Genomic DNA, 20,560 nt, shown 5'->3' with positions numbered 1-20,560 from the left:
TCGCTTGGCGTGCTGCTCGACGTCGTTATTCCGACCTACCGCGACGGTGCTTGGCTCGAGCATCTGCTCGACTCGGTCGTAGAGCAGAATCTCACTCGGACGCGAATCTTCGTAGTTTACGACCGGGAGGAGGTGCCGGAGGGGCGGGCGGCCAGTGGGATGATGCCAGAGCTGACCGTCGTCCATGCACCGCGGGGCATCGGTGCGGCCCGAAACGCCGGGGCCTCTGCGGGGGCGGGTGACTGGATTCTGTTCCTCGACGCCGACGGAATCTTGCCGGACGGGTTTCTTGCCCACGTTCGCCAGATCATAATGCGTGACAATCCGAACGCGGCGGCGTTCAATTTCTACGCCGACTCGTTCAAATGGTACCTGCGTGCGGGGACTCGGGTGTCCTGGTGGTACCTCCGTTTTATGAATCTGTTTGGCCGCGCCGCCCTGCCGGGATTCGCCACCCTGGTAAGCAGAAGGGCATTCACGGAAATCGGAGGATATCGCAACGACCTGGCGATATCCGAGGACTTCGTCCTCTCGGACGACCTGTTCGCAGCCGGGTATAGCGTAAGCCTGTACGCGCGACCATGGCTGATCTACTCGACACGTCGGTTCGACCTCCCGATCGCCGCCTCGGCCAGGCTGTTCTGGCGCTACCTGGTGATCGATCTGGCGCGTCGGCTGAGTCGTAGGACGTATGCGTTAGGCGAGATCGATTACGCATTTGGCGCCCATGCCGAGCCTGGGCGCAGAAGGTACCCTCGAGATCTTAGGACATAGGAGTCGTAGCCCGCGTTTGCTGCCAAGCCGCCACCTCAGCTAGCGAATCGGTGCATCGTGACGCCCATCCGTCGAGCTGGCACCGGGCGCGCTCGACGGCGAAGTGCTCGTCGATGAGCGTTCGGCTCCCGAGGTACCCAGCGACGCGGCGCACCGCGTCCTCCGGCGACGTGATCAATGCCGAGCCAATGTCGACGGCCAGCCGCGCATTCCCACTCTCCTGTCCAGGAATGACGTCAACAATCAGGGTCGGCCGTCCGGCGGCAGTTGCCTCAGCGAGAGTCATCATTCCGGCCTTGCCGACGACGAGATCGCACGCGATCAGAGGGACGGACAGGTCTTCGATGAGCTCGGTCGCCAGCCCGCGGCCCTTGGCAGCCAGTTCGCGGAAGCACCGGTACAGACGTGCGTTATCGCCAGCATTGAGTATTGCAAACACATCCAATCCATGCCCTATGATCAACTGGGCGGTCCGCAGCACGCCAGAACCGAGCCCAGCACCTCCGGCCGTGAAGAGTACGACAAATTCGTGCTCCGCTATCCCGAGCAGGTCGCGTGCTTGCTTCTTGGTCGGCATCGGGAGCCGAGGTAGTGGGGTAGGCAGGCCGACTACGTGTATCCGGCTGCGGTCAACACCGCAGGACGCTGCGCGATGGGCGACAGCCTCGTCGATAACCAGGTATGCGTCGACGGATCCCTCGAACCAGATTCGGTTCGCGCGGCCCGCATCGGTGACGTAGTTTACGACCGGCACCGTTGGCGGCATCCTGCGGCGCAGGATGAACCCTATCGTCGAATAGGTCGCCACTACGAGATCCGGTTCCCCTGGTCGCCGGATTGCGCGGAAGATCCGGCGGCCCCACAGCAGGTCGGTACACCGGGCGAGCGGGGCGGGCAGCCGATCAAAGGCCCAATATATGGCGCGATGAAGAACGCCGTTCCACTTGGTCGAGGCGCATCGGTAGAACCGGCGCATTCCGGAACCCAAAGGAATTTTCCGATACAGCCCGGCTGCGACATCGATGATGTCAACTGCGGCTTTCGGCCAGGTGCTCCGCAGGGCATCGGCGATTGCTCTAGCGGCGGCGGTATGACCATTTCCGAAAGGAGCGGTGGCGATCACAATGCGTTTCGCGGGCTCAAGTCGAGTCATGAGTGTGAGTATAGACAAAGATTCCCGTCTTTTCGAGTCTCGTCTTCTGCCTTAAAACTGTTGCCATGCCGCGAGGTTCAACTGTTGCGTCGGTGCTGGCTATATGGTTCACTACATCCGTGATGATGTGTCGATGTCCGATTGTGGCGTCGGACGTGGCATGAAGGTCCCCACCTCAGAGCAGGGCTTCTTCGGTCGGCAAGACCGGTGCTGGCTGCTTACCTTCTGTCTCGCTTGGTCCGGCACCGCGACCGCGCTATTCGGGCCTATACAGATTCTGCTTCCCAACCAGCTCGAACACCTGGCACCAGGCAATAAGGAGGGAGCGCTGGCCTGGGTCCTGTCCGTCGGTGCCTTGATCTCGATGTTTGTCAATCCGATCGCCGGTGCGTTCTCTGACCGGACCGTGTCGCGGTCAGGTCCACGTCTGCCGTGGATCACGGGCGGTACGCTGCTGGGTCTCGCCGGGTTGGTGGCGCTGGGTCTCGCGCGTGATGTGGTGCAGGTTGCCGTCCTCTGGTGTGCCGTGCAGGCGGCGCTTAACGCTTCTTGGTCGGCGCTGAGTGCACTCGTCCCGGACCGTGTTCCGGACCGAAAGCGCGGTGCGGTGGCCGGCTACATCGGTTTGTCGCAGGTTGTCGGCATCGCGTTCGCCGCGCTGCTCGCCACCATATTCCCAGGCGTGTTCGGCTATTTCGCATGCGCAGCCTTCCTGGCTATATTGGTAACACCTCTTCTCCTGGCTGACCGGCGCCTGAAACTGGGGTACGGCCCAGCGCGCCGAGGCTCAGATCTCCGTAGCTTCGTGGCCGGATTCTGGATCGATCCTCGGCGTTTCCCGGACTTCTCCTGGGCTTGGTTGGCACGGTTACTGATTAATCTGAGTAATGCTTTGGCATTAACTTACACTCTCTATTTCTTGCGCGATGAGCTACACGTCGTTAACGCCGAAAAAGGGGTTTTGTTGCTCGGCAGCGTGAATCTCGCAGCAGTCGTTCTGTCCGTGGTGCTCGCCGGCTACGCCTCGGACAAGCTGGGCCGGCGTAAGGTCTTTGTTGTCGCGTCAAGCCTTGTAATGGCGGCCGCGTCGGCAATGATTGCCATCCGTCCAACCTGGCCTGTGGTGGTGGCTTGCGCATTCGCGCTCGGCATTGGTTTCGGAATTTATACTTCGGTGGATTTTGCGCTTATTACTCAGGTGCTTCCAGCATCCGATTCGCGCGGTCAAAGCATGGGTACACTTAACATCGCTAGCTCGTTGCCGCAGGTGCTCGCCCCCGCGATAGCAGCACCCATTGTGACTGCCGGAAGCGGTTATCCTATGTTATACGGCCTGTCGAGTATTGTGGCCGTGAGCGGGGCAATTCTAGTTGCCCAGATCGCATCGGTCCGATGATCGCTCAATCTGATCCTTGGGTACATTTTGAACTGATCTCCGCCGCTTTGCGAGATAATTGCCGCGCCGGGCGGTGTGCTAAGCTGTTGTCCCGGAAAACATCGTACCGCCTGGCCGCCGTGTCGGTGCATGGGCTGAGATGGGTGTATCGATGACCATATCTAACGTTGATCCGTGTTCGCCGGATTCTTCGATGCCAACCGTTAAGCCGATCATTTCCCATCAGGCAGGCCGGTCGGAGCTATGGACCATCCGGATCTTTCTCATTGTACCGCTTGTGGTACCTGCGGTCGCAATACCCTGGATTTGGGGCTGGGGATTCGGGTGGACCGACCTGGCGATGTCCACCGTCCTCTACGTGGTTTCCATGATCGGCGTGACTGTCGGCTATCACCGCCTCTTCACGCACCGGTCCTTTCGGGCGAGCCGAGGGCTGCGCATTGCCCTTGCCGTGGCAGGCGGGTTCGCCGCCCAGGGCTCGGTGATCCCGTGGGCTGCCGATCATCGTCGCCACCACGCGTTTTCGGATCAGGCTGGCGACCCACATTCACCCTGGATTTTCGGGACGTCGCCGGTTGCGCTGATGAAGGGATTCTGGCATGCGCACATGGGCTGGATGTTCGGCCGGGAGCGGACGAACATCGACCGTTACGCACCTGATCTGGCTGCCGACCGCGACTTGCTCGTGGTGGACCGGTTGTTCTTCCTCTGGGTTTCCCTCAGCGTGCTGCTCCCCGCAGCCGTCGGTGGCCTTATCTCGCATTCCTGGCGCGGTGCGCTTACTGGATTTATCTGGGCAGGGCTGGGGCGGATCGCATTTCAACATCATGTTACCTGGTCGGTGAACTCGATTTGCCACATGGTTGGGTCCCGGCCATTCCGTAGCAGGGACAGATCGGCCAATTTTTGGCCGTTGGCGCTGCTGTCGATGGGTGAATCGTGGCACAACATGCACCACGCTGACCCGTCCTCTGCGCGGCATGGCGTCCTGCGCGGCCAAGTCGACGTCTCGGCGCGGCTCATCTGGCTCTTCGAACGCCTTGGCTGGGCGCACGACGTGCGATGGCCGAGCAAAGGCAGGTTGCGGCGGCTATCCCAGCACGCGAAGCCAGTAGTCTGAGATGGATGCGGCGATGAGATGGTCTGCAACGATGGAGTTCTACCCGGCTCGACCAACGAGGTCGGCGAAGGGGGTCCAGCGTACGGTGTCGTCTTTGTCGCGGACGGAGGCCAGGCGGACGGCGAACTCGTCGCCGACGCCGGGGGTGCTGGCCAGTAGGGGTACGGCGGCGGCGATCATTTTGAGTTCACGGGCTTCGCGGAGGGTCGGCCAGGCGGGGTCGGTGGTGACGTCGTAGCCGTACGCCGAAGTGAGGGCTTGGTGTGCGCCGGCCCGGCCGAAGTGGATTTCCCCGACGGGGACGGCGGCCAGGTCAACCTGCCATGGGCCGATGCAGGTCGGGTCAAAGTCGCAGAGGACTACGCGGCCGTCGGCTTCGCGGAGCAGGTTGCCGACGTGGGCGTCGGCGTGGACCAGGCCGCGAGCCTGGGCGTTCAGGTCCGCGATGCGTGGTGCGAGCCGATCGCACCAATCCAGCAGGAAGTCTCGGTCGTCGGGGTTCAGGGCTTCCGCGTCGGTGAGACGGGTAAGGACGTCGCCGACCGGGTCCCATTCGGGTAGCGGGAACAGCGGCAGGCCCAGGGCGTGGAACTCGCGGAGTACCTGACCGAGTTCCTCGACGGTCGGCGGTCGTGGCGTGGGAGCGACGAGCCGCCACACCGTTGCAGAGAGGTTGCCGACCCGTACCGGCTGGCTGACGTCGGGGGCGAGGCGGATGGTCGGGGCGTCGACTGCTGCGAACCAGGTTGCCAGGCGAGCGACCTTCAGCGTCCGGTCGTGTAGGGCGTGGGATCGGGTGATGCGGATGACGAGGCCGGCCGAGGGGAACGCGTACACGGCGTTGTTGGTCAGCCGTAGGAGTTGGGCGTCGCTGGCGGCGACGCCGAGTTGGGCGGCGATCTGGTGCATCGCTGCTCTCATCGTCTGCTCGGTGAACCGTCCGGCCGATCCGGTCATCAGCTGCCTACGCCTATCGCAGCTACGGTGCGGGAGAAGTCGCCGACGGTGGACAGGTGCTCGTGGCGCTTGAGATCCCGTCGGAGGTTGTGGATGCGGTCCAGGATGCGTGGTGAGCTGAGCTGCCGGGCTTGTTCGATGACGCGGGCGCCGACGGTTACTGCCTCGTCGGGTTCGTCTGCCAGGAACAGTGAGCTGCACAAGCTGACGCCGCTGAGCACACTGCTCCGTATGTTCTGTGACCCTAGTACTCCAGCCGGGGATCGTGATCATGGCTCAGTGAGGGCTTGTCGGGTGTAGTGGCTGGTTTTGGCTCGTGCCTGGTGACGGCGTCGGCGTATGGACCAGAGCAGCGGGTCGCGGTGGCGGCGGGTGGGTTCGATGATCAGGACGTTGAACAGGTGACGTAGTTCGTTGACGGTCAGTGCGATCAACCCGGCCGGGTCGGGGCGGCTGCGGTGCGTGGTCGCGGCGGCGAGGAAGGCGTGGGCGAGGATCGCCAGGGTCGTCCAGCGGTGCCAGGATGTCCAGCGGCGGTGTTGGTGCTGGTCCAGGCCTAGTCCGGTCTTCGCGGCCTGGAACGACTCTTCGATCTTCCATCGGCGGCCGGCGACGGTGACGAGGCTGCGGAGCGGAACGGTGTCGGGTGCCCAGCAGCGGTAGAAGGCCAGCTCGCCGGTTCTGCGGTTGCGGCGGATCAGCAGCCAGTGATGTCCGCCGTGGGCGTCGGCGGCGTGTGGCAGTGCGATGAATGCCCAGTCGTACCAGCGGTGGCCTTTCGCGCCCCTGCCGGCGGAGATCCGGTGCCAGGCGGTGGTGGGAAGAGCGGCGGCGAGGGCGTCGACGCGGTGGACGCCGAGACCGGTGGTCACCTGGTGGGAGCAGGCCACGGCCAGGACGTAGCCCAGTCGCAGCCCACGGAGTTGGGCTGCCAGGCGCGGATCGCCGCCGTAGGCCTCGTCGCCGGCCACCCATCGACACGGCAGTCCGGCGGTGACCGCGGTGGTGATCATCCGGGACGCCAGTTGCGGCTTCGTGGCGAACCGGACCTGCTCGGGGACGCCAGCCCGCGTCCGGCGTTCGGGGTCGTCGCACCAGGACTTCGGCAGGTAGAGCGCGGTGTCGAGTAACGCGTGAGCGGTGTCGGTGGCGTAGACGAGGTGCACGGCGAGCTGGCAGTTCTCGATCTTCCCGGCCGTGCCTGAGTACTGCCGCTGGACACCGACGGTGTGCCGGCCCTTCTTCAGGTCCCCCGTCTCGTCGATGACCAGCACCGCCTCGGTGTCACCGAGGTGCTCACCGACGAACTCGCGGACATCCGCTCGAACGGCGGCGTCGTCCCAGCGCACCCGGGTCAGCAGATCCTGCATCCCGTCCGGGCTGGTGTCCCCGGCATGCTCAGCGATCGTCCAACAGTTCTTCGACGGTAACGGCGCCAGTAGGCCCCGGACGAAGTCACGCACCCGACGGCGAGGCTCCGGTCTGCGGAAACGACGCCCGATCGTCACCATCAGGTCGTCGAACAACACCTGCCACAGGCGGGCGTCTACCCTGTATCCCGCAGCCACCGCCGCGTCATGGTCAGTCCACACAACCGCCCATGATCGACGGTGGCTGCACCCGTTCCCGCACCGCACCAGACCGCAGCTCAGCCAAGGTCAACATCCCCGGCTGGAGTACTAGCGTGTCGATCGCTTCAGTAACGGTGCGGGTTGCGGCCTCACCGTAGCGGTCGCTTCCTTCCTTCCGGGCGAGGTCGCGGTAGACCCGTCCGTACTGGGCGAGGAGTTCACCGCGGTCGTAGAAGCGCATCCAGTCTGGTTCGTTGTCCGGGTTGATGCGGTCGAACTCGTCTGTGGCCGACCCGAGGGCGCGTGTTGCCGACGGCCCGTCGCCGAGAGCGGCCAGGGAGGCGGCCTCGGCTCCGTGGAGCATCGCGCTGACAGCCGGGGTGACCTGCCGGCCCACCTCGTCGCGGGCCAGGCGAAGCGTCTCCAGCGCGTCCTTGTTGTGGCGCAGGTGCTGGAACTGGCGGGCCTGGCAGTAGCGCACCCGCGCTGTGAGCAGTACATCGTTCGCGGCGACCGCCATCCGCTCGGCCAGGAGGAAGTGCCTCTGTGCATCGAGATGTCGGCAGGCGTCGAACGCGGTCCAACCCGCCAGTTGTCGGACTGACGCGACCGACCGCAGCAACCTAGAGCCCACCGATGAGGGGTAGGGCTGGTCCAGCATGGCTGACGCGGAGTCGGCCAGGTGTGCGACGTCGCGGTAGAGCGCGCCACCGCCGCGTTCGTAGTCGATAGATCGGTAGAGGGAGATCACGGCGTCGAGCCGGTCGATGTCGCTGTGGCCAACCCGACGCGAGCCGTCGTCGGCGGAGCCGCCGAGCAGACCGGCCGAGGCAGCGACCGCCGCGATTCCCTGGAGCAGGGAGCGACGGTTCGTGTCCGGTTCTCCAGCCACGCCGCGCTCTGGCATCTGCCCGGATCGCATGTCGTTCCCTGGGAGTACGCCGGCTGGGTCACTCTCATGTCTCGACGATCGGGAGTAGACCCTTCGGACCAGGGCGACTGTGGTCCTCAGCTCGCGTGCTGGCCGGAATCCGAGTTCGTCGTCGGTGTCGGCGTTGAGGGCGATGCGGAGGGCGGTGCGGTAGTCCTCGGCGGGGTAGCGGATCTTGCCGTTTTCGAGTTTGCCCAGGTAGTTGGCGGTGAAGGCGCTGTGGGCTGCTTGTCCGGGGTCGGGGTAGAGGATCTTGTTGACGGCGTCGGCGAGTTGCCGGCGGGTCAGGCCCAGGCGTTCGCGTGCTGCGGTGAGTGGGTGGTTCTGCATGACACCCCCGATGTGTGGCGCACGATCGATGCGTGGTGGCGCGAGCTGCCTGTGGTGGTAATCGATTTTGGATAGTATCCCACCTGGTGGATTTCGCCTTCAACCATCTGCGTCGAGCAATTCCTGACCTCACCAGGGAATACGTCGACGACGGATTGTCAAGAGGGGAGGCAGGGGATGGTTCCCGCAACGGGAAGCATCCCTTCCAGTAGCGCGGGAGCGCCGCCGGCCGTCGTCGGAGGCCTCTCATGACCGGCGGCGGCAGACTCTGCGGAAGCCGGTCGCATGTTGCCGGTGCCCGGCAGGAGGCTTGGTTGAGGCGGCAGCTTGCGGAGGGGTCCGGCCCAGGCTGTCACTGTTCCCCTTGGACGTCTTCGACCCGTTGCCCCTGGCCGACCCCGGTGTTCGTAACTCCAGGAACGACCGAGTGCTGTGAAGTGAGATCGATCGTCGCATGCGTGCTGACGATGCCGGTAGGGATATCGTTGTCGGCGACGATTATCTGGATCTTCTTGCCGTAGGTCTCCGCGAGTGTCACCAGTCGGGCGTATAGGCGCCGGCCAAGTGCCACGTCTGGTTCCCGGTTCCCGATTGCCTTACGTGGCGAGTCGATGATCAGAAGGTCGGGTAGGAGGACGCCGGGGTAGTCGATGGCTGTCGTGAGGAGGGTCAGGTGGTAGGCGACGTTGAGGGCAGTGCTGGCTCCGCCGCCACTCGCCTGGAGATCCTCGAACGCCGTGTCGCCGACCAGCGGCAGGAAAGATGTGGGGTCGATTCGAGCCACGCCGTCAACAGGTATACCGATGCGTTCGATTTCCTCCTTGAATGCCTCGTCGATGTCTTCGAGTTGAGCGCCTCGACGCCGTAGGGCCTTCTCCCGCTCGGTGATGTCGACTGCGATTTGACGATCGTTCTTGCGGTGCAGGGCAACTTGTGCGCGAAGCTGGTCGAGCCGACGCCACATCGCGGCGTGCCGGTTGGTCTCCTCGACTCGCTGCCGCAGCGCTTCTGTCTCGCGGCTTAGCCGCGCAACTAATTCGATCCGGGGAGATACGGCCCCTGCGGTCGCCTGGTCGTACTCACGGTGGAGCACCTCCAGCTCGGCATCCGCCCGGCCCGCCACCTGTTGTGCCTGTGCATGGGCTGCGATATCGCTGCGTAGCAGTTGCTCGGTTTCGGCCATCTGGTCGTGGATCCGCTCGACGTTCTGAGCCGACGACTGGATGTCGCCCAGGTCCACCGGCTGGACCGGCTGGCAGCAGAGAAGGCAGTCCGTCTCGGCGAGCTCGCGCGACCCGAGTTCCTGCATACATCGAGGACAGGTGGAGAACTCGAATGGCGAGAGGAGCCCGACCGCTGTGCTGAGCCGTTCCGCCTTGGCGAGGTCCAGGTTCAGCTGTGCCAGTACCGCTTCCCTGCCGCGTACCGCCATCGCCAGCAGGTCGGCTTCCTCGTGAAGCTTTTTCGAATTGGACAGCGCTGCGGACAGCCGCCCCCGACGTTCCTCTTCAGCCGCTGTCAGGGCCTCGACCTCTTCTCGTATCGCCCGGAGCCCGTCCTCGGCCGCTCCGAGCTGTTGCAGGAGTTGTAGACGCCGTGCACGCAGCTCGTCGGGGTCAGCGATGCCAGCCTCTCGGATGAAGCGGTCGACCGCGACGGCGTCCTTCTCCAGTTGTTTGGCTTGGTCGCGCTCAAGACCTCGCCGGCGTTTGAGGTCGAGTAGCTCGGGGTCGGTGAGACCGAACATCAGCTCGAACGTGGCGATGCGCTTGGGATTGACATTTTGGTCGAGGTGACCGACCACTGAGCGGTCAATCTCCTTCGCCTGGAGGTAGCAGTAGCGGAAGACGTCCCTGAAGGTCAGCGCTGTGGTACGCGCGTTGACACCCATGCGGCTCGTCGGTACGCGTTCGACGGGTATCCCGAGTGCTTCCAGCAGGAAGCGGGAGATCGACGGCCCGTCCGCTGGGGTCGGGCTCACCGGCCAGGTTTGCTCCACGACGCCCGACCCAGGCTCGATGATCTCCACGATCCCTGCGTCGGTGCCGACCCGCCGGCGCAGGATCAGGGGGTTGTCGCCGGCCTGGATGGCTAGGTCGACGTGCGTGACGTGCTGGACCACCGCCGGTGTCAAGGCGGCGTTTCCCCCGAGCGCATGCTTGATGAGCATCAGGAGCGTCGACTTCCCCATGCCGGTCGTGCCCGTGACGAGGGTGAGCGGGGAGGCGAAGTCGAACGAGCGTGCCGCAGTGTTGGTAGCAACCGAGAGCGACCTTATGCGAAGGTTCGTGGCCATCTAGATCTCGCTTCTGAGCGGGAGCGCGACAACGTCCGGCAGTCGCTCGTAGATCATGTCCTTCAGCTCACGGCCGGGCAGATCGAAGTACTGCCGGAGGAACCGGGCTCGCTGGGCCACAACCGTCCACGGATGCGTGGCTTCGAGTTGCCCACTGAGTTCTCGGCCGGCGTCCGTCGGTCTGATCTCGGTAGCCCCGTCGACGCTCGCGAACGTCGCCAAGCGCTTGCCGACCAGAGCACCGAGTATGGGGTAGTACCGGTCGTCCCAAGGCCCATACTTGTACCGGATCATCCGAGTCTCCACCGCTAGACGCTCGTCGGAGGTCGGTGCGGTTCCTGACCATGGCGTTCCCGCCGGCAGCAGGCGTTCCGCCATGACGGGATACCTGAGCAGAAAGTCAACCTTGGCGAGCTTGGTCAGGCCGCGGAAGGCGTGGCCCGGATCAGCGAACTGGCAGATGAGAATGAGCACGCGGGCCTCGTGATACAAGCTCTCTTGTCGGATGGCCAGCAAGGCGCCCCGTGACAGTGGCGAGGCCATCATCACGCGGCCCCCGGTCGCGCGAACCCGAACTTGCACAGATCACTCAACTCGTAGGCGAACCCCACGATGTGGAAGTCGTCCAGCGGTACGCTGACCTTTGAGCTGAGTTTCGCCTCGCGTAGCTCCTGGTGGAGAAGCGCCTGGAATTGGACGCCGTAGGGGCCGGCCTTGTCGATCAGTTGATGACGAACCCGCCGGACGACGTCGAGGATCTCCATCTCCAACCGGAACTCGGTCTCGATGTCTTCGGGAAACCCGGTCTTTGCTTGCGGCCATGTGTGAAGCCACAGGTCCCGAAGCCGCAGGGCGTTGTCCTGTTCGGCCTCGTCGAGCAGACCGAGCCGCATCTTGTCGATGAGGCGATGGCCTCCGGCGGCGCGCGGCGGTGCCTGACCCGACCGGAGCAACGGGACGGTTTCGCCGGCTGATCGTCGTGCACCGAGGCGCATAGCGGCGAGCACTGCATCCCGCGACACGGTCCGTCGCTCCACCGTCTGCGCCAGTTCCGACAACGGGTCATACGCACCGGGGTTGGTCAGGAACCGGGCCAAGTCGCTTGGTCGGCCGCTGCGATCTCGACTCGCCTCCCCAATGAGCTGGGCCACCGCACCGTAGGCATCTGGAGCCGCCGCCTGCGAGTACCCCAGCCCGACCATCGCCGGCTCCGCTAGCTGCCGGATGTTGATGTCCTGGATGTGGCCCTTCGCCGCCCGGTCGCAGTCGAATCTGAAGACCAGCATGAACCGAAGGAGCATGTCGAACAGGCCCGGCGGTAGGCCACTCGGGTCGTGCCTCCTCGCCTTGGGCGGCGACGGTGATGTCGGTCTCGGTAGGTTCTCCAGCTCGGCGGTCCGTCTCGCGACGTCCATCATGGCCCACGCCAGGTGCGCGAGTAGCCTTGTTCCGGCCGGGGTAGCGAGCGCAGCTGTCCGGCACACGTCGTACAGGGCCAGTGGTGACGGGTCGCTGCGTTTCCCGCCCAGTCTCGTGTTGCTGGCTAGACGTGCTGCTGGGCCGCTGGTGTATCCGAGCCACTTGTCAAAGAGGTGAGTCAGGCCGCCTTCGTCGCACAGCTTGTTCATCGTGGTGTACACCGTGTGGTCGTGGTGCTTCACCGACACCAACTCCAGGAATGGGGGCTGGTCCCGCACGATGAGGAAGTCTTCGTGCCACTCGCAGATGATCTTGCTGATCGAAGGGTCGGACGGCATGCTCAGGCAGAAGGACGCGATAATCTCCGTCTGGTAGTGATAGTTGCCCTGAGTCGGGGCACCCGCGTCCTCGATCGGTTGTCGATATAGGTCGAGTGCAAGCTGGCCGCTCGGGTCGACGCTCATGATCAAGTCGCGGTCCTGCTCGACTCTCGATGAAGCGTCACCTGTCACGACATGCCTCACCTTCTTTGCGATCGGTAAGCGTGGCCTCACGTCCAGCGAACACGATCACACAGTGATCACGCAATAGCCCATCGGATATCTGAGGCTGGATCGTCGCCCAAAGATGATCCAGCCGTTCGAGCGCGGCGCATGGACCCTGCCGCCCATCCGGCAAACAGACGTCTAATGCTCGGTAGGCACGGCCAGCTGCGCGTCGGTGCCCGCCGGACCTGCCTGACCGCCCCTCACTACCAGCACATCGGAGGCTTTTGTCCGTATGCGACCGACGACAGCGAGCCGGCCGAACGTCAGGTGAGCTGACCATCGGGCACCCCGCCGCCCGGCTACACGGGCCTGTCGGAGCACGCAGTAGGTTCGGTATGTCCTGAACATGGACACGTCCAAACGATCCGTCCGCCCCTCCAAGTGGGCGGCCGTACTGGACGCCGTCTACCCCACGCCGAGCCCGCCGACGAGCAGACCTGGCTGGAGTGGAAGTCTTCAAGCCGCAGCAACGGTCCGCAGGCTGACCAGGACCGCTGGCGAGGCGGTCGAAGCAGTTGAGATCTCGGAGCTACGTCGTGGCCTGTTCGGTCCGTGGATCGACTCCAAGATCGAGATCGGCTTGCTTAGGTTGGGGCAGGTGCTGGTACGAAAGTGTCCCGGGATGACAGCCTTGCCGCTCGACGCGCTGTCGGCGGCCGACGGCACACGTACGGCGTGGCCAGCGATGATCTGGACGGACGGTATCGAAGGCGTCGATCACGAGCCGGCAACGTCGGCGACCGTCACGACGTCTGCAGGCGAGTGATGTGCCTGTCACCTGTCGAAACGGCGTCTAGCGGTGCTGCAACGGACCGTTAGTCAAGGAGACGCCGGCGTGCTTTGACGCGATGTACTGGTGGCCCTCGCGGCGTAGCTCGACCAGGTCAACGGATTGGACGACCGTGGTGACCGGCCGGAGGTGCCGAAGGCTGGCTACTCGCTGGATGAGGGGTTGCGCGTTGGCGGTGGTGTTGTGGTAGGCGATGCTGACGTGGGGGACGAACCTGCTTGCCCGTTCGGGTAGGGCTGCGTTGCCGCAGACCTCGGCGATGGATCCGCAGATGAGGTTACGGAGCCTGCTGACGGGTTCTGGGGGACCGACACTGAAGCGGACTGCGCCTGGCGACCCGGCAAGCGGGCCGATCTCGATGGGGACGGCCGGAAGATCGGCGCAGCGCCTGCGTACTTCGTTGACCACAGCTGCGGCCACGTCAGGTGAGACTTCGTCGGTGAAAGCTAGTCGCTGCATCGTGATGTGCAGGCTGGCTATCGGGACCAGGTCGAGGTGGGGTAGGTCGCGCAGTTGCTCTTGACAGTGGGTCGCCATGGCGGTGAGGGCTGGGACGTGGCCGAGCATCACCATCCAGTGGTAGGAGCGCCGGCCCGGGGTCCACCCCGGCCGGTCCCAGTGGTTGACCATCCGTTGGACCCGCTGGAACTGCGTCCACTCTTGGTCCGCCCAGGGGCGTTCGTGGTCGTGGTCCAACGCTCCGGGCTGCATCGTCATCGGTTCCCTCGGCCTTCGTCGAGCCACGTGTGTACCTCGTCGACGAACGACTCGGCGCAGGGATCGTCGAAGTTCTCCCTGACCATCGTGGCGAGGGCGCGGGTTCGCTGACGTATCGACTCGATCTGGTTGTCCTGGCAGGCTCGCATGGCCTGGCGGGCGACGTCGGTGGCCTGTTCGACGTCGGGTCGATTCCCGCCTGCCAGCGCGGTTGCCAGGTCCAGCCGGACCAGGGCCTGGCTCCACACGGACGGTGACGTGTCGACGATCGTGACCGCGCGGCCGGCCAGGTCGAGAACCTGCTCGGTGCGTCCCAGCGCCAGGTACGCCGTCGCCGCGTTCGATGCCACCCGTGCCTCGCTGTAGAGGCCAAACGAGACGCATGAACTCATGCCGGGCTCGGGCGACAGGCCTGAGAGCACCTCGTAGGCGGTGCCGATCGCCTGTTCTGCCTCCTGCGTCTGGCCGAGCTTCGCGTGCGCTCGTGCCTCGCCGTTGACGGCGAGACGTACCGCCTGCGCTCCACGGCCGGCGAACCGGCGGCCGTCCACGGCGTAGCCGAGCGCCTTGCGGTACTGCCCGTCGTAGAACTCGGCGAAGCTCTGCGTGCCCCGGACCCACGCCTTCAGTTCCCGGTCCTCCGCGAAGTCGGCGAGCTGAAACGCCTCGATCCCGTAGGCCCGCGCGGAGCTGAACCGGCCGAGATTGACCGACATGTAGCTGAGCAGCCCGGAGAGCTGCCCGGCGATGGCAAGCAGCCGAGCGCTGTACCGGGGCTGCATCCGCAGCGGGATGAGGCTCTGCACCCAGCGTCGTTGCCGCACCACGTCGGCGGCCAGCGTGAGCGGCCCTTCCTCCTCGTAGCGTGCGACGATATCCGAAACGTAGAGATCCAGAGTGTCCAGCAGAGCGTGGTTGACGCTCGCGTCGTTGTTCTCGCGAATCCGGGCCAGGATGACCGAGGGCTGCTCGACCAGCCCTTCGGAACCTACGCTTCGGGCAGCGGGCACAATCCTCCTGTTGCCGGAGACGGCACTGATCTCCGAGTCGACAACAGCAGCATCCTGCTGTACTACCGTGCGCCGGTTGCGGAATCCGAGTTCGTCGTCGGTGTCGGCGTTGAGGGCGATGCGCAGGGCGGTGCGGTAGTCCTCGGCGGGGTAGCGGATCTTGCCGTTTTCGAGTTTGCCCAGGTAGTTGGCGGTGAAGGCGCTGTGGGCTGCTTGTCCGGGGTCGGGGTAGAGGATCTTGTTGACGGCGTCGGCGAGTTGCCGGCGGGTCAGGCCCAGGCGTTCGCGTGCTGCGGTGAGTGGGTGGTTCTGCATGACACCCCCGATGTGTGGCGCACGATCGATGCGTGGTGGCGCGAGCTGCCTGTGGTGGTAATCGATTTTGGATAGTATCCCACCTGGTGGATTTCGCCTTCAACCATCTGCGTCGAGCAATTCCTGACCTCACCAGGGAATACGTCGACGACGGATTGTCAAGAGGGGAGGCAGGGGATGGTTGCCGATACGGGAAGTATCCCTTCCGGTAGTGGATGAGCGCTGGTCACCCGCCGCCGGAAGCCGCCGCTACCGCCGCCGGTAGACGCCAGAGAGCCAGGCCCGTCGGTCAACAGAGGGTGCCGGCCCGGTCAGGGCCGGCGGTGTTGGCGGCGATGCGGGGCGCCAGGAGGCGAGCGGGTCGATCACGTCAGCGTCGGCCCAGCGGCGTAGCCTGCGCCAGCAGGTCATCCCGGAGCCGAAGCTTGACTCCTGGGGCAGTTTCTCCAGCCAATCTGATGTGGAGCACGTACAGGATGCCTTGCGGGCAGAGCCGGTCGCGCTCCGGTTGCGGTCCGAGGGATCATTGTGGCGAGGGCGGAAGCAGCGGATCGGTTGGGTCTCACAGGTCGTCATCGATGATCCACGGCTTGCTCGCCCGTATAGAACGAACCACATCTACCGCTGTCCTAACCAGCGACGACTATCAAGATCGTGTTAGGAGCTCTACGGGGGTTGGACTAGGGTCACGTCCGGTCAGGTGCCACATGCCCTGACCGGCTGCGACTGGCATAGGTAGGAGGAGAACCATGGCTACGCTCGGGGTCGCCTGTACATCGTCGTTTGCCTACCTCGTGGTTGCGGACGGAGAAGCCGTGGTCGACGGCAAGCCGGAGCGGCTAGCGTTCCGCGACGGTCTACCGGAGGCCGATCAGCTGGTCGAGTTCGGCAAGGATGTTGCACGCGCGCTACGTGACACAGGGGCGTCTGAGGTTGTAGCCCTGCGGGCTGCGTCGAACTATACGGACACACACAACGGATGGACGGACCGCCTGGCGATGGAGACTCTGCTTCGGCTGGAATGTGCGAAGGCGGGCGTGCCATGCCGGTACTTGTCGCACCAGGCGGTGAAGGGTGCGCTTGGACTGGCTGGACGCGGTGGATTGGCGACGCTCGGCGCGGGCCGAGTCGCCCGTAGCGGCAGGTACTGGGGCGAGGGTCGGGGTCTGGCCGCGCTCGCGGCCGTCGCTGTGGAAGTGGGGGCCTGACGTGCTCCATGGTGATCGGCTCGACCAGCCGTCCTACTCGTTCCTCCGAACCCTGCCTGGCGGTGCGGTCGGCGAGGTCCGGCTCGTCTGGCATGAGCCGCTGCAGCGGATGCTTGTACAGAAGACCGTTGACTTGCTCGGCTTGGAGGACGCCGTCGCATACCGGGAGCCGAGACTACTCGACCGGGTTGAGCATGATCACGTTGTCAGGATCCGTGACGCCCAGCCGGACCCGGACGTCAACTACGGCCTGACGATCGTCATGGATTATCTGCCCGGCGGGAGCGTTCACGGTGCCCTGCAAGACGGCTATCGCTTCGGGGTTCGGCAGGCGCTGCTGCTCGCGGGGCAGGTTCTTGATGCACTCGACCACCTTCACGTCAGGCATAGGTTCCTGCATCGCGACGTTAAGCCCGGCAACGTCCTGCTCGATCAGAACCGTGAGACTGCATACCTCGGTGATCTAGGGTCTGCCGCACCATTGTCAGAGGACGATCGAACCTGCGAGGCGCACGGCGGGACCTTACTCTATCGGCCACCGGAGTACACGTCAGGTCTCCTTGACGTGCGGTCGGATGTATACAGCCTCGGCGTGACTCTCCTGGAGATGCTTACGGGGCCGTTCCCATATGCTGAGCTGGACCCGTTGCAGATGGAGGACCGCCTCGGCCGCGGCCGGCGCGCTTTTCTAGACCGCTTCGCGGAGTTGCCGCCGTACATCAACGCGCAGGTGCGTCGGGTGGTGCGCGCACTGACGTCACAGACTCCGGCGTCCCGGCCAGCCTCCGCAATGGACGCGCTCCAACGGCTACAGCAGTGCAAGACCATCGACTGGAGGCCATGCGGCCCGCGCAGCGACGTGCCTAGCAAATGGGAGGGTACTGGACTGCCAGGCCGCGACGGGAAAGCTCGCTCCTACCGGGTAGAGACGATCCCCTTATCGGCCGGTCCGAACCGAGGTCGCGTCCGTGTGAAGGTCTCCTACCGTAACCGAGTTGGCGGTGGTTGGCGCCGGCTCGCACCCGACTCTGTTGCGGACCTCGACGACCAAGAAGCCCTTGACCGAGCCTTCTCGGCGGCGGACAGGGATGCGTTCCAGCGCTGAGCAGCCCAGAACAGCAGGTCTGCATCAGCTGGACACCGACGTAAGAAATCGCGCCGTTTAGAGGTCGCGAAACTTGCGGCCAACTCCCAGCCCGCTGACGCGCCGAAACCGACCGTTACGAGCACGCCTTGGGACTTGAGCGAGCGTAGGGCCTGCTCGGTACCTAGTACCCTGACACCGACGTGCGGATCCGGCCGGGTGACTGCCCCACCCAGTGGATCGGCAAGGCCGGCGGCAGCGGCCTTTTCCCGGAGCTCCAGCAGGGCACGATGCAGCGGCCATGCCGGATCGACGGGTGCGCGGGTGACGGGGCCGCTCGCGAGAAGGGCGCACAGGACGTCTGCGAGGCCGGTCGGCAGACTTTGAGGTCGCTGTTCGAAGGCAGGTACGAGCCGAGGCTGGGCCATGCTACCTCCTTCCACTACGCTTTGCTATCGGCCGCCACGATGTGTTACCTCCTCCGCTACCAGCATGCAGCAACAAGGGCTTGGTCGCCAGAGTTAAGTTCTTCGTCAGGCTGGATTCGAGTTGGTGTAGTGATCGCTCGGCGGCCGACGGTTCGTTCACGGGACCGGGGTCCAGCCCCAGGGGCGGTCGCCGTGCTCGCCACGGATGCAGGCGAGGCGGTAGTGGGCCTGGTCGCGTAGGGCTGGGTTGCCTCGCGCGAGTTGGGCGGCGAAGGTGACCTTGCGCAGCTCTCGGGCGTCGCGGAGCACCGAGCACCCGGGCCAGTCGGTGACGTCGTAGCCGTAGTGCTGGCAGAACTCGGTCCAGCCGGGTGCGTACTCGGCGCTGAAGGTCAGGTGGTCGACGGCGACGGAGACCAGGTCCCACTCGGGCGGGCCGAAGGCGAATCGTTCGAGGTCGAGCACGACCGGCCCGGCGTCGGTGTCGACGATGTTGCCGGCCCATGCGTCGCCGTGCACGGCACCGTGGGGGAGGCCGGGAGGAAGCTCGCGGTAACGGTCCTGCAAGCCGTGCAGGTGATCGAGCAGCCAGGCGCGGTCATCGGCTGAGAACACGGTCGCCTCGGCGATGCGCTGCTCCAGGCGTACGAACGGTGCCAGCGGTGGCAGGTCGAGACTTGCCGGGGGCTGCAGGCGGTGCAGCTGTTGGAGCACCTGGGCGAGCTGGCCGATGCTGCCTTCCCGATGCGGCGGCAGCTCATGCCAGAAGGTGACGGCTCGCTCGTCGACCGCGACAGGTTGCGGCAAATCGTCGATCGCGCGGACAGCCGGTATCCCGGATTCGTTGAGCCAACGGGACACCCGTACTTCCTTGCCTGCGGTGGCAAGCTGCCCGTCGCGGCTGACGCGGGCGACAACGCCGCCGGGCAGGCGGTAGATGACGTTCTCCGCAGATCGGATCAGCTCAGCGCCGGTCGCGTCGACCCCGACCTGTTGGCAGGCGAGCAGCAGCGCTTCCTGCGGATCCGTCATGCGACGGCTCCGACCGTCTCCCGGATCCGGGCGCGCAGCTCCTCTACTTCCGTGAGCTTGCCGTGCTGCCCGGCCATCCGGTGCAGCTCCCGTAGGTCGTCGGCGGCGCGCAGCGACCGGACCGGCCCGGCGTCGTCGAGGGCCAGGTTGCCGATCGTCACGGCCTCCAGCGGGTCACCTTGCACCATCGTGAGGGACGCGAGCTTGATCCGGGAGATCGCCCTGGACCGCAGGTACGCCGGGAGGTGATGCTCCACCGAGTAGGCGAACCGGTCGGCCGACTCCGTATCGAGTCTGGTGTGCAGGGCCACGTCGAACAGTGCGTGGGCGGTGTCGCCGTGGTGCTGGGCATCGTCGTAGAAGCACATCCACGGCGGGTCCTCCGCTGGCGCGGCGTGCGCGAACGCTTCGTCGGCGGCCCCGACGGCGGCCAGCGCCTCCTGTGCTCTGCCCGGCCCAAGCTTGGCGAGTGCCCGTGCTCGTACGGTGTGGAGCATGGCGCGCTCGGAGGCGGTGAGCCAGTCGGCGCGGACCAGGGCCATTTCGATGTGGGTGAGCCCGTCGTCGGGCTGACCGCACCACACCGCCTGCCGGGCCAGGCTGGACAGCAACATCGCGCGCTGGTGCCAGTCGCCGCCGATGCTGGCGCAGCGCAGGGCGAACGTGAACCGATGCCGGGCCGCCTCGTGGTGGTACGCGTCGAAGAGCATGAACGCCACGACCCCCGCCAACTGAGCCAGCGCCTTGTGTAGCGCGGGTCGCAGGTGCGCCGGGCAGCTCACCTCCAGCAGCCGGGACATGCGGTGCAGCTTGTCGTCGGCGATCTCCCGGACCAGCGCGCCACCGTGCGCGTTGTCCCACTGCTCGAAGATCTCCGCTGCTTCCAGAACCTGGGTGATGTGTTCCTGGCTGACTTGACGCGGCAACTCGTCGACGACCTGCGGGCCGAGCAACGACATCAACGGGATGGCGTCGGACGTCAACGGAGCAGCGGCGGCGGGACTCAGCCCTGTTGCCGGGGACTCGTATCGATTTGATCGAACGGCGAGCATGCCTTTCGTTCGCATGCTGATATCCCGACGGCGGAATCCGAGTTCGTCGTCGGTGTCGGCGTTGAGGGCGATGCGTAGGGCGGTGCGGTAGTCCTCGGCGGGGTAGCGGATCTTGCCGTTTTCGAGTTTGCCCAGGTAGTTGGCGGTGAAGGCGCTGTGGGCTGCTTGTCCGGGGTCGGGGTAGAGGATCTTGTTGACGGCGTCGGCGAGTTGCCGGCGGGTCAGGCCCAGGCGTTCGCGTGCTGCGGTGAGTGGATGGTTCTGCATGACACCCCCGAAGTGTGGCGCACGATTGATGCGCGGTGGCGCGAACTGCCTGTGGCAGTAATCGATTTTGGACAGTATCCCACCCGGTGAATGCCGCCATCAACCATCTGCGTCGAGCAATTCGCTGCCCCTGCCAGGGAATACGTCAACGGAGAATTGTCA

18 protein-coding genes and 1 pseudogene are annotated in these 20,560 nt (G+C 65.1%); 6 read left to right on the top strand and 13 right to left on the bottom strand.

Features of this window, described 5'->3' with window-relative positions; all coding sequences use genetic code 11:
- Positions 1–9: 9 nt before the first annotated feature.
- Complete coding sequence (locus O7632_RS28690; RefSeq protein ID WP_278118845.1) at positions 10–774, top strand: glycosyltransferase; 765 nt, start codon at positions 10–12, stop codon at positions 772–774.
- Here the strand turns inward: O7632_RS28690 and O7632_RS28685 are convergent.
- A complete protein-coding gene (locus tag O7632_RS28685; protein ID WP_278118843.1) occupies positions 764–1,927 on the bottom strand; it encodes a hypothetical protein in 1,164 nt (387 codons plus the stop codon). The two genes, O7632_RS28690 and O7632_RS28685, sit on opposite strands and share 11 nt — an antisense overlap.
- A gap of 103 nt (positions 1,928–2,030) precedes the next feature.
- On the opposite strand from O7632_RS28685, the gene O7632_RS28680 reads away from it, so the two are divergent.
- Together O7632_RS28680 and O7632_RS28675 are read left to right on the top strand one after the other, a co-directional pair.
- A complete protein-coding gene (locus O7632_RS28680; RefSeq protein ID WP_278118841.1) occupies positions 2,031–3,323 on the top strand; it encodes an MFS transporter in 1,293 nt (430 codons plus the stop codon).
- A gap of 139 nt (positions 3,324–3,462) precedes the next feature.
- A complete protein-coding gene (locus tag O7632_RS28675) occupies positions 3,463–4,443 on the top strand; it encodes a fatty acid desaturase (RefSeq protein ID WP_347403608.1) in 981 nt (326 codons plus the stop codon).
- Positions 4,444–4,482: 39 nt separating this feature from the next.
- On the opposite strand, the gene O7632_RS28670 is transcribed toward O7632_RS28675, so the two are convergent.
- From O7632_RS28670 to O7632_RS28640, 7 genes are all read right to left on the bottom strand, one after another.
- Positions 4,483–5,400, bottom strand: a complete 918-nt coding sequence (locus O7632_RS28670) for an aminoglycoside phosphotransferase family protein (protein ID WP_278118837.1) — start codon at positions 5,398–5,400, stop codon at positions 4,483–4,485.
- Entirely contained in the window at positions 5,400–5,621 is a 222-nt protein-coding gene (locus O7632_RS28665) for a hypothetical protein (RefSeq protein ID WP_278118835.1), read from the bottom strand. The genes O7632_RS28670 and O7632_RS28665 overlap by 1 nt, the downstream gene beginning before the upstream one ends.
- Before the next feature lie 48 nt (positions 5,622–5,669).
- A complete protein-coding gene (locus tag O7632_RS28660) occupies positions 5,670–6,911 on the bottom strand; it encodes an IS701 family transposase (RefSeq protein WP_278120470.1) in 1,242 nt (413 codons plus the stop codon).
- A gap of 70 nt (positions 6,912–6,981) precedes the next feature.
- Positions 6,982–8,232 carry a hypothetical protein gene (locus O7632_RS28655; RefSeq protein WP_278118833.1) on the bottom strand — a complete coding sequence of 417 codons (1,251 nt, stop codon included), beginning with the start codon at positions 8,230–8,232 and terminating at the stop codon, positions 6,982–6,984.
- A 352-nt stretch (positions 8,233–8,584) separates the two neighbouring features.
- Positions 8,585–10,528 (bottom strand): AAA family ATPase, encoded by a 1,944-nt coding sequence (locus O7632_RS28650; protein ID WP_278118831.1) that lies wholly within the window; start codon positions 10,526–10,528, stop codon positions 8,585–8,587.
- The gene (locus O7632_RS28645; protein WP_278118829.1) at positions 10,529–11,002 is read right to left on the bottom strand and encodes a hypothetical protein; all 474 of its coding nucleotides are present in this window, start codon (positions 11,000–11,002) and stop codon (positions 10,529–10,531) included. It lies immediately after the preceding gene.
- A gap of 71 nt (positions 11,003–11,073) precedes the next feature.
- Positions 11,074–12,411, bottom strand: a complete 1,338-nt coding sequence (locus tag O7632_RS28640) for a dsDNA nuclease domain-containing protein (RefSeq protein ID WP_278118827.1) — start codon at positions 12,409–12,411, stop codon at positions 11,074–11,076.
- 715 nt (positions 12,412–13,126) lie between these two features.
- Here O7632_RS28640 and O7632_RS28635 point away from each other — a divergent pair.
- Complete coding sequence (locus O7632_RS28635; RefSeq protein ID WP_278118826.1) at positions 13,127–13,261, top strand: hypothetical protein; 135 nt, start codon at positions 13,127–13,129, stop codon at positions 13,259–13,261.
- 27 nt (positions 13,262–13,288) lie between these two features.
- Here O7632_RS28635 and O7632_RS28630 read toward each other — a convergent pair whose 3' ends face one another.
- The 3 genes and pseudogenes from O7632_RS28630 to O7632_RS28620 all read right to left on the bottom strand — a co-directional run.
- The gene (locus O7632_RS28630; protein ID WP_278118824.1) at positions 13,289–14,002 is read right to left on the bottom strand and encodes a 2'-5' RNA ligase family protein; all 714 of its coding nucleotides are present in this window, start codon (positions 14,000–14,002) and stop codon (positions 13,289–13,291) included.
- Positions 13,999–15,327 (bottom strand): hypothetical protein, encoded by a 1,329-nt coding sequence (locus O7632_RS28625; RefSeq protein ID WP_278118823.1) that lies wholly within the window; start codon positions 15,325–15,327, stop codon positions 13,999–14,001. The genes O7632_RS28630 and O7632_RS28625 overlap by 4 nt, the downstream gene beginning before the upstream one ends.
- Positions 15,328–15,708: 381 nt before the next feature.
- Positions 15,709–15,808 (bottom strand): annotated as a pseudogene (locus O7632_RS28620) (IS5/IS1182 family transposase); the annotation flags it as partial.
- Between the two features lie 268 nt (positions 15,809–16,076).
- Between O7632_RS28620 and O7632_RS28615 the strand changes: the two are divergent.
- Both O7632_RS28615 and O7632_RS28610 read left to right on the top strand, forming a co-directional pair.
- Positions 16,077–16,535 (top strand): hypothetical protein, encoded by a 459-nt coding sequence (locus O7632_RS28615; RefSeq protein WP_278118821.1) that lies wholly within the window; start codon positions 16,077–16,079, stop codon positions 16,533–16,535.
- A gap of 1 nt (position 16,536) precedes the next feature.
- Entirely contained in the window at positions 16,537–17,640 is a 1,104-nt protein-coding gene (locus tag O7632_RS28610; protein WP_278118819.1) for a serine/threonine-protein kinase, read from the top strand.
- 563 nt (positions 17,641–18,203) lie between these two features.
- Here O7632_RS28610 and O7632_RS28605 read toward each other — a convergent pair.
- Positions 18,204–19,079, bottom strand: a complete 876-nt coding sequence (locus tag O7632_RS28605) for an aminoglycoside phosphotransferase family protein (RefSeq protein WP_278118818.1) — start codon at positions 19,077–19,079, stop codon at positions 18,204–18,206.
- The gene (locus O7632_RS28600) at positions 19,076–20,398 is read right to left on the bottom strand and encodes a hypothetical protein (RefSeq protein WP_278118816.1); all 1,323 of its coding nucleotides are present in this window, start codon (positions 20,396–20,398) and stop codon (positions 19,076–19,078) included. Before O7632_RS28600 ends, O7632_RS28605 begins: the two co-directional genes overlap by 4 nt.
- Between the last annotated feature and the right edge of the window lie 162 nt (positions 20,399–20,560).

This window comes from Solwaraspora sp. WMMD406 (assembly GCF_029626025.1).
Lineage (GTDB): Bacteria > Actinomycetota > Actinomycetes > Mycobacteriales > Micromonosporaceae > Micromonospora_E.
This window is presented reverse-complemented; position numbering and strand designations above follow the sequence as displayed.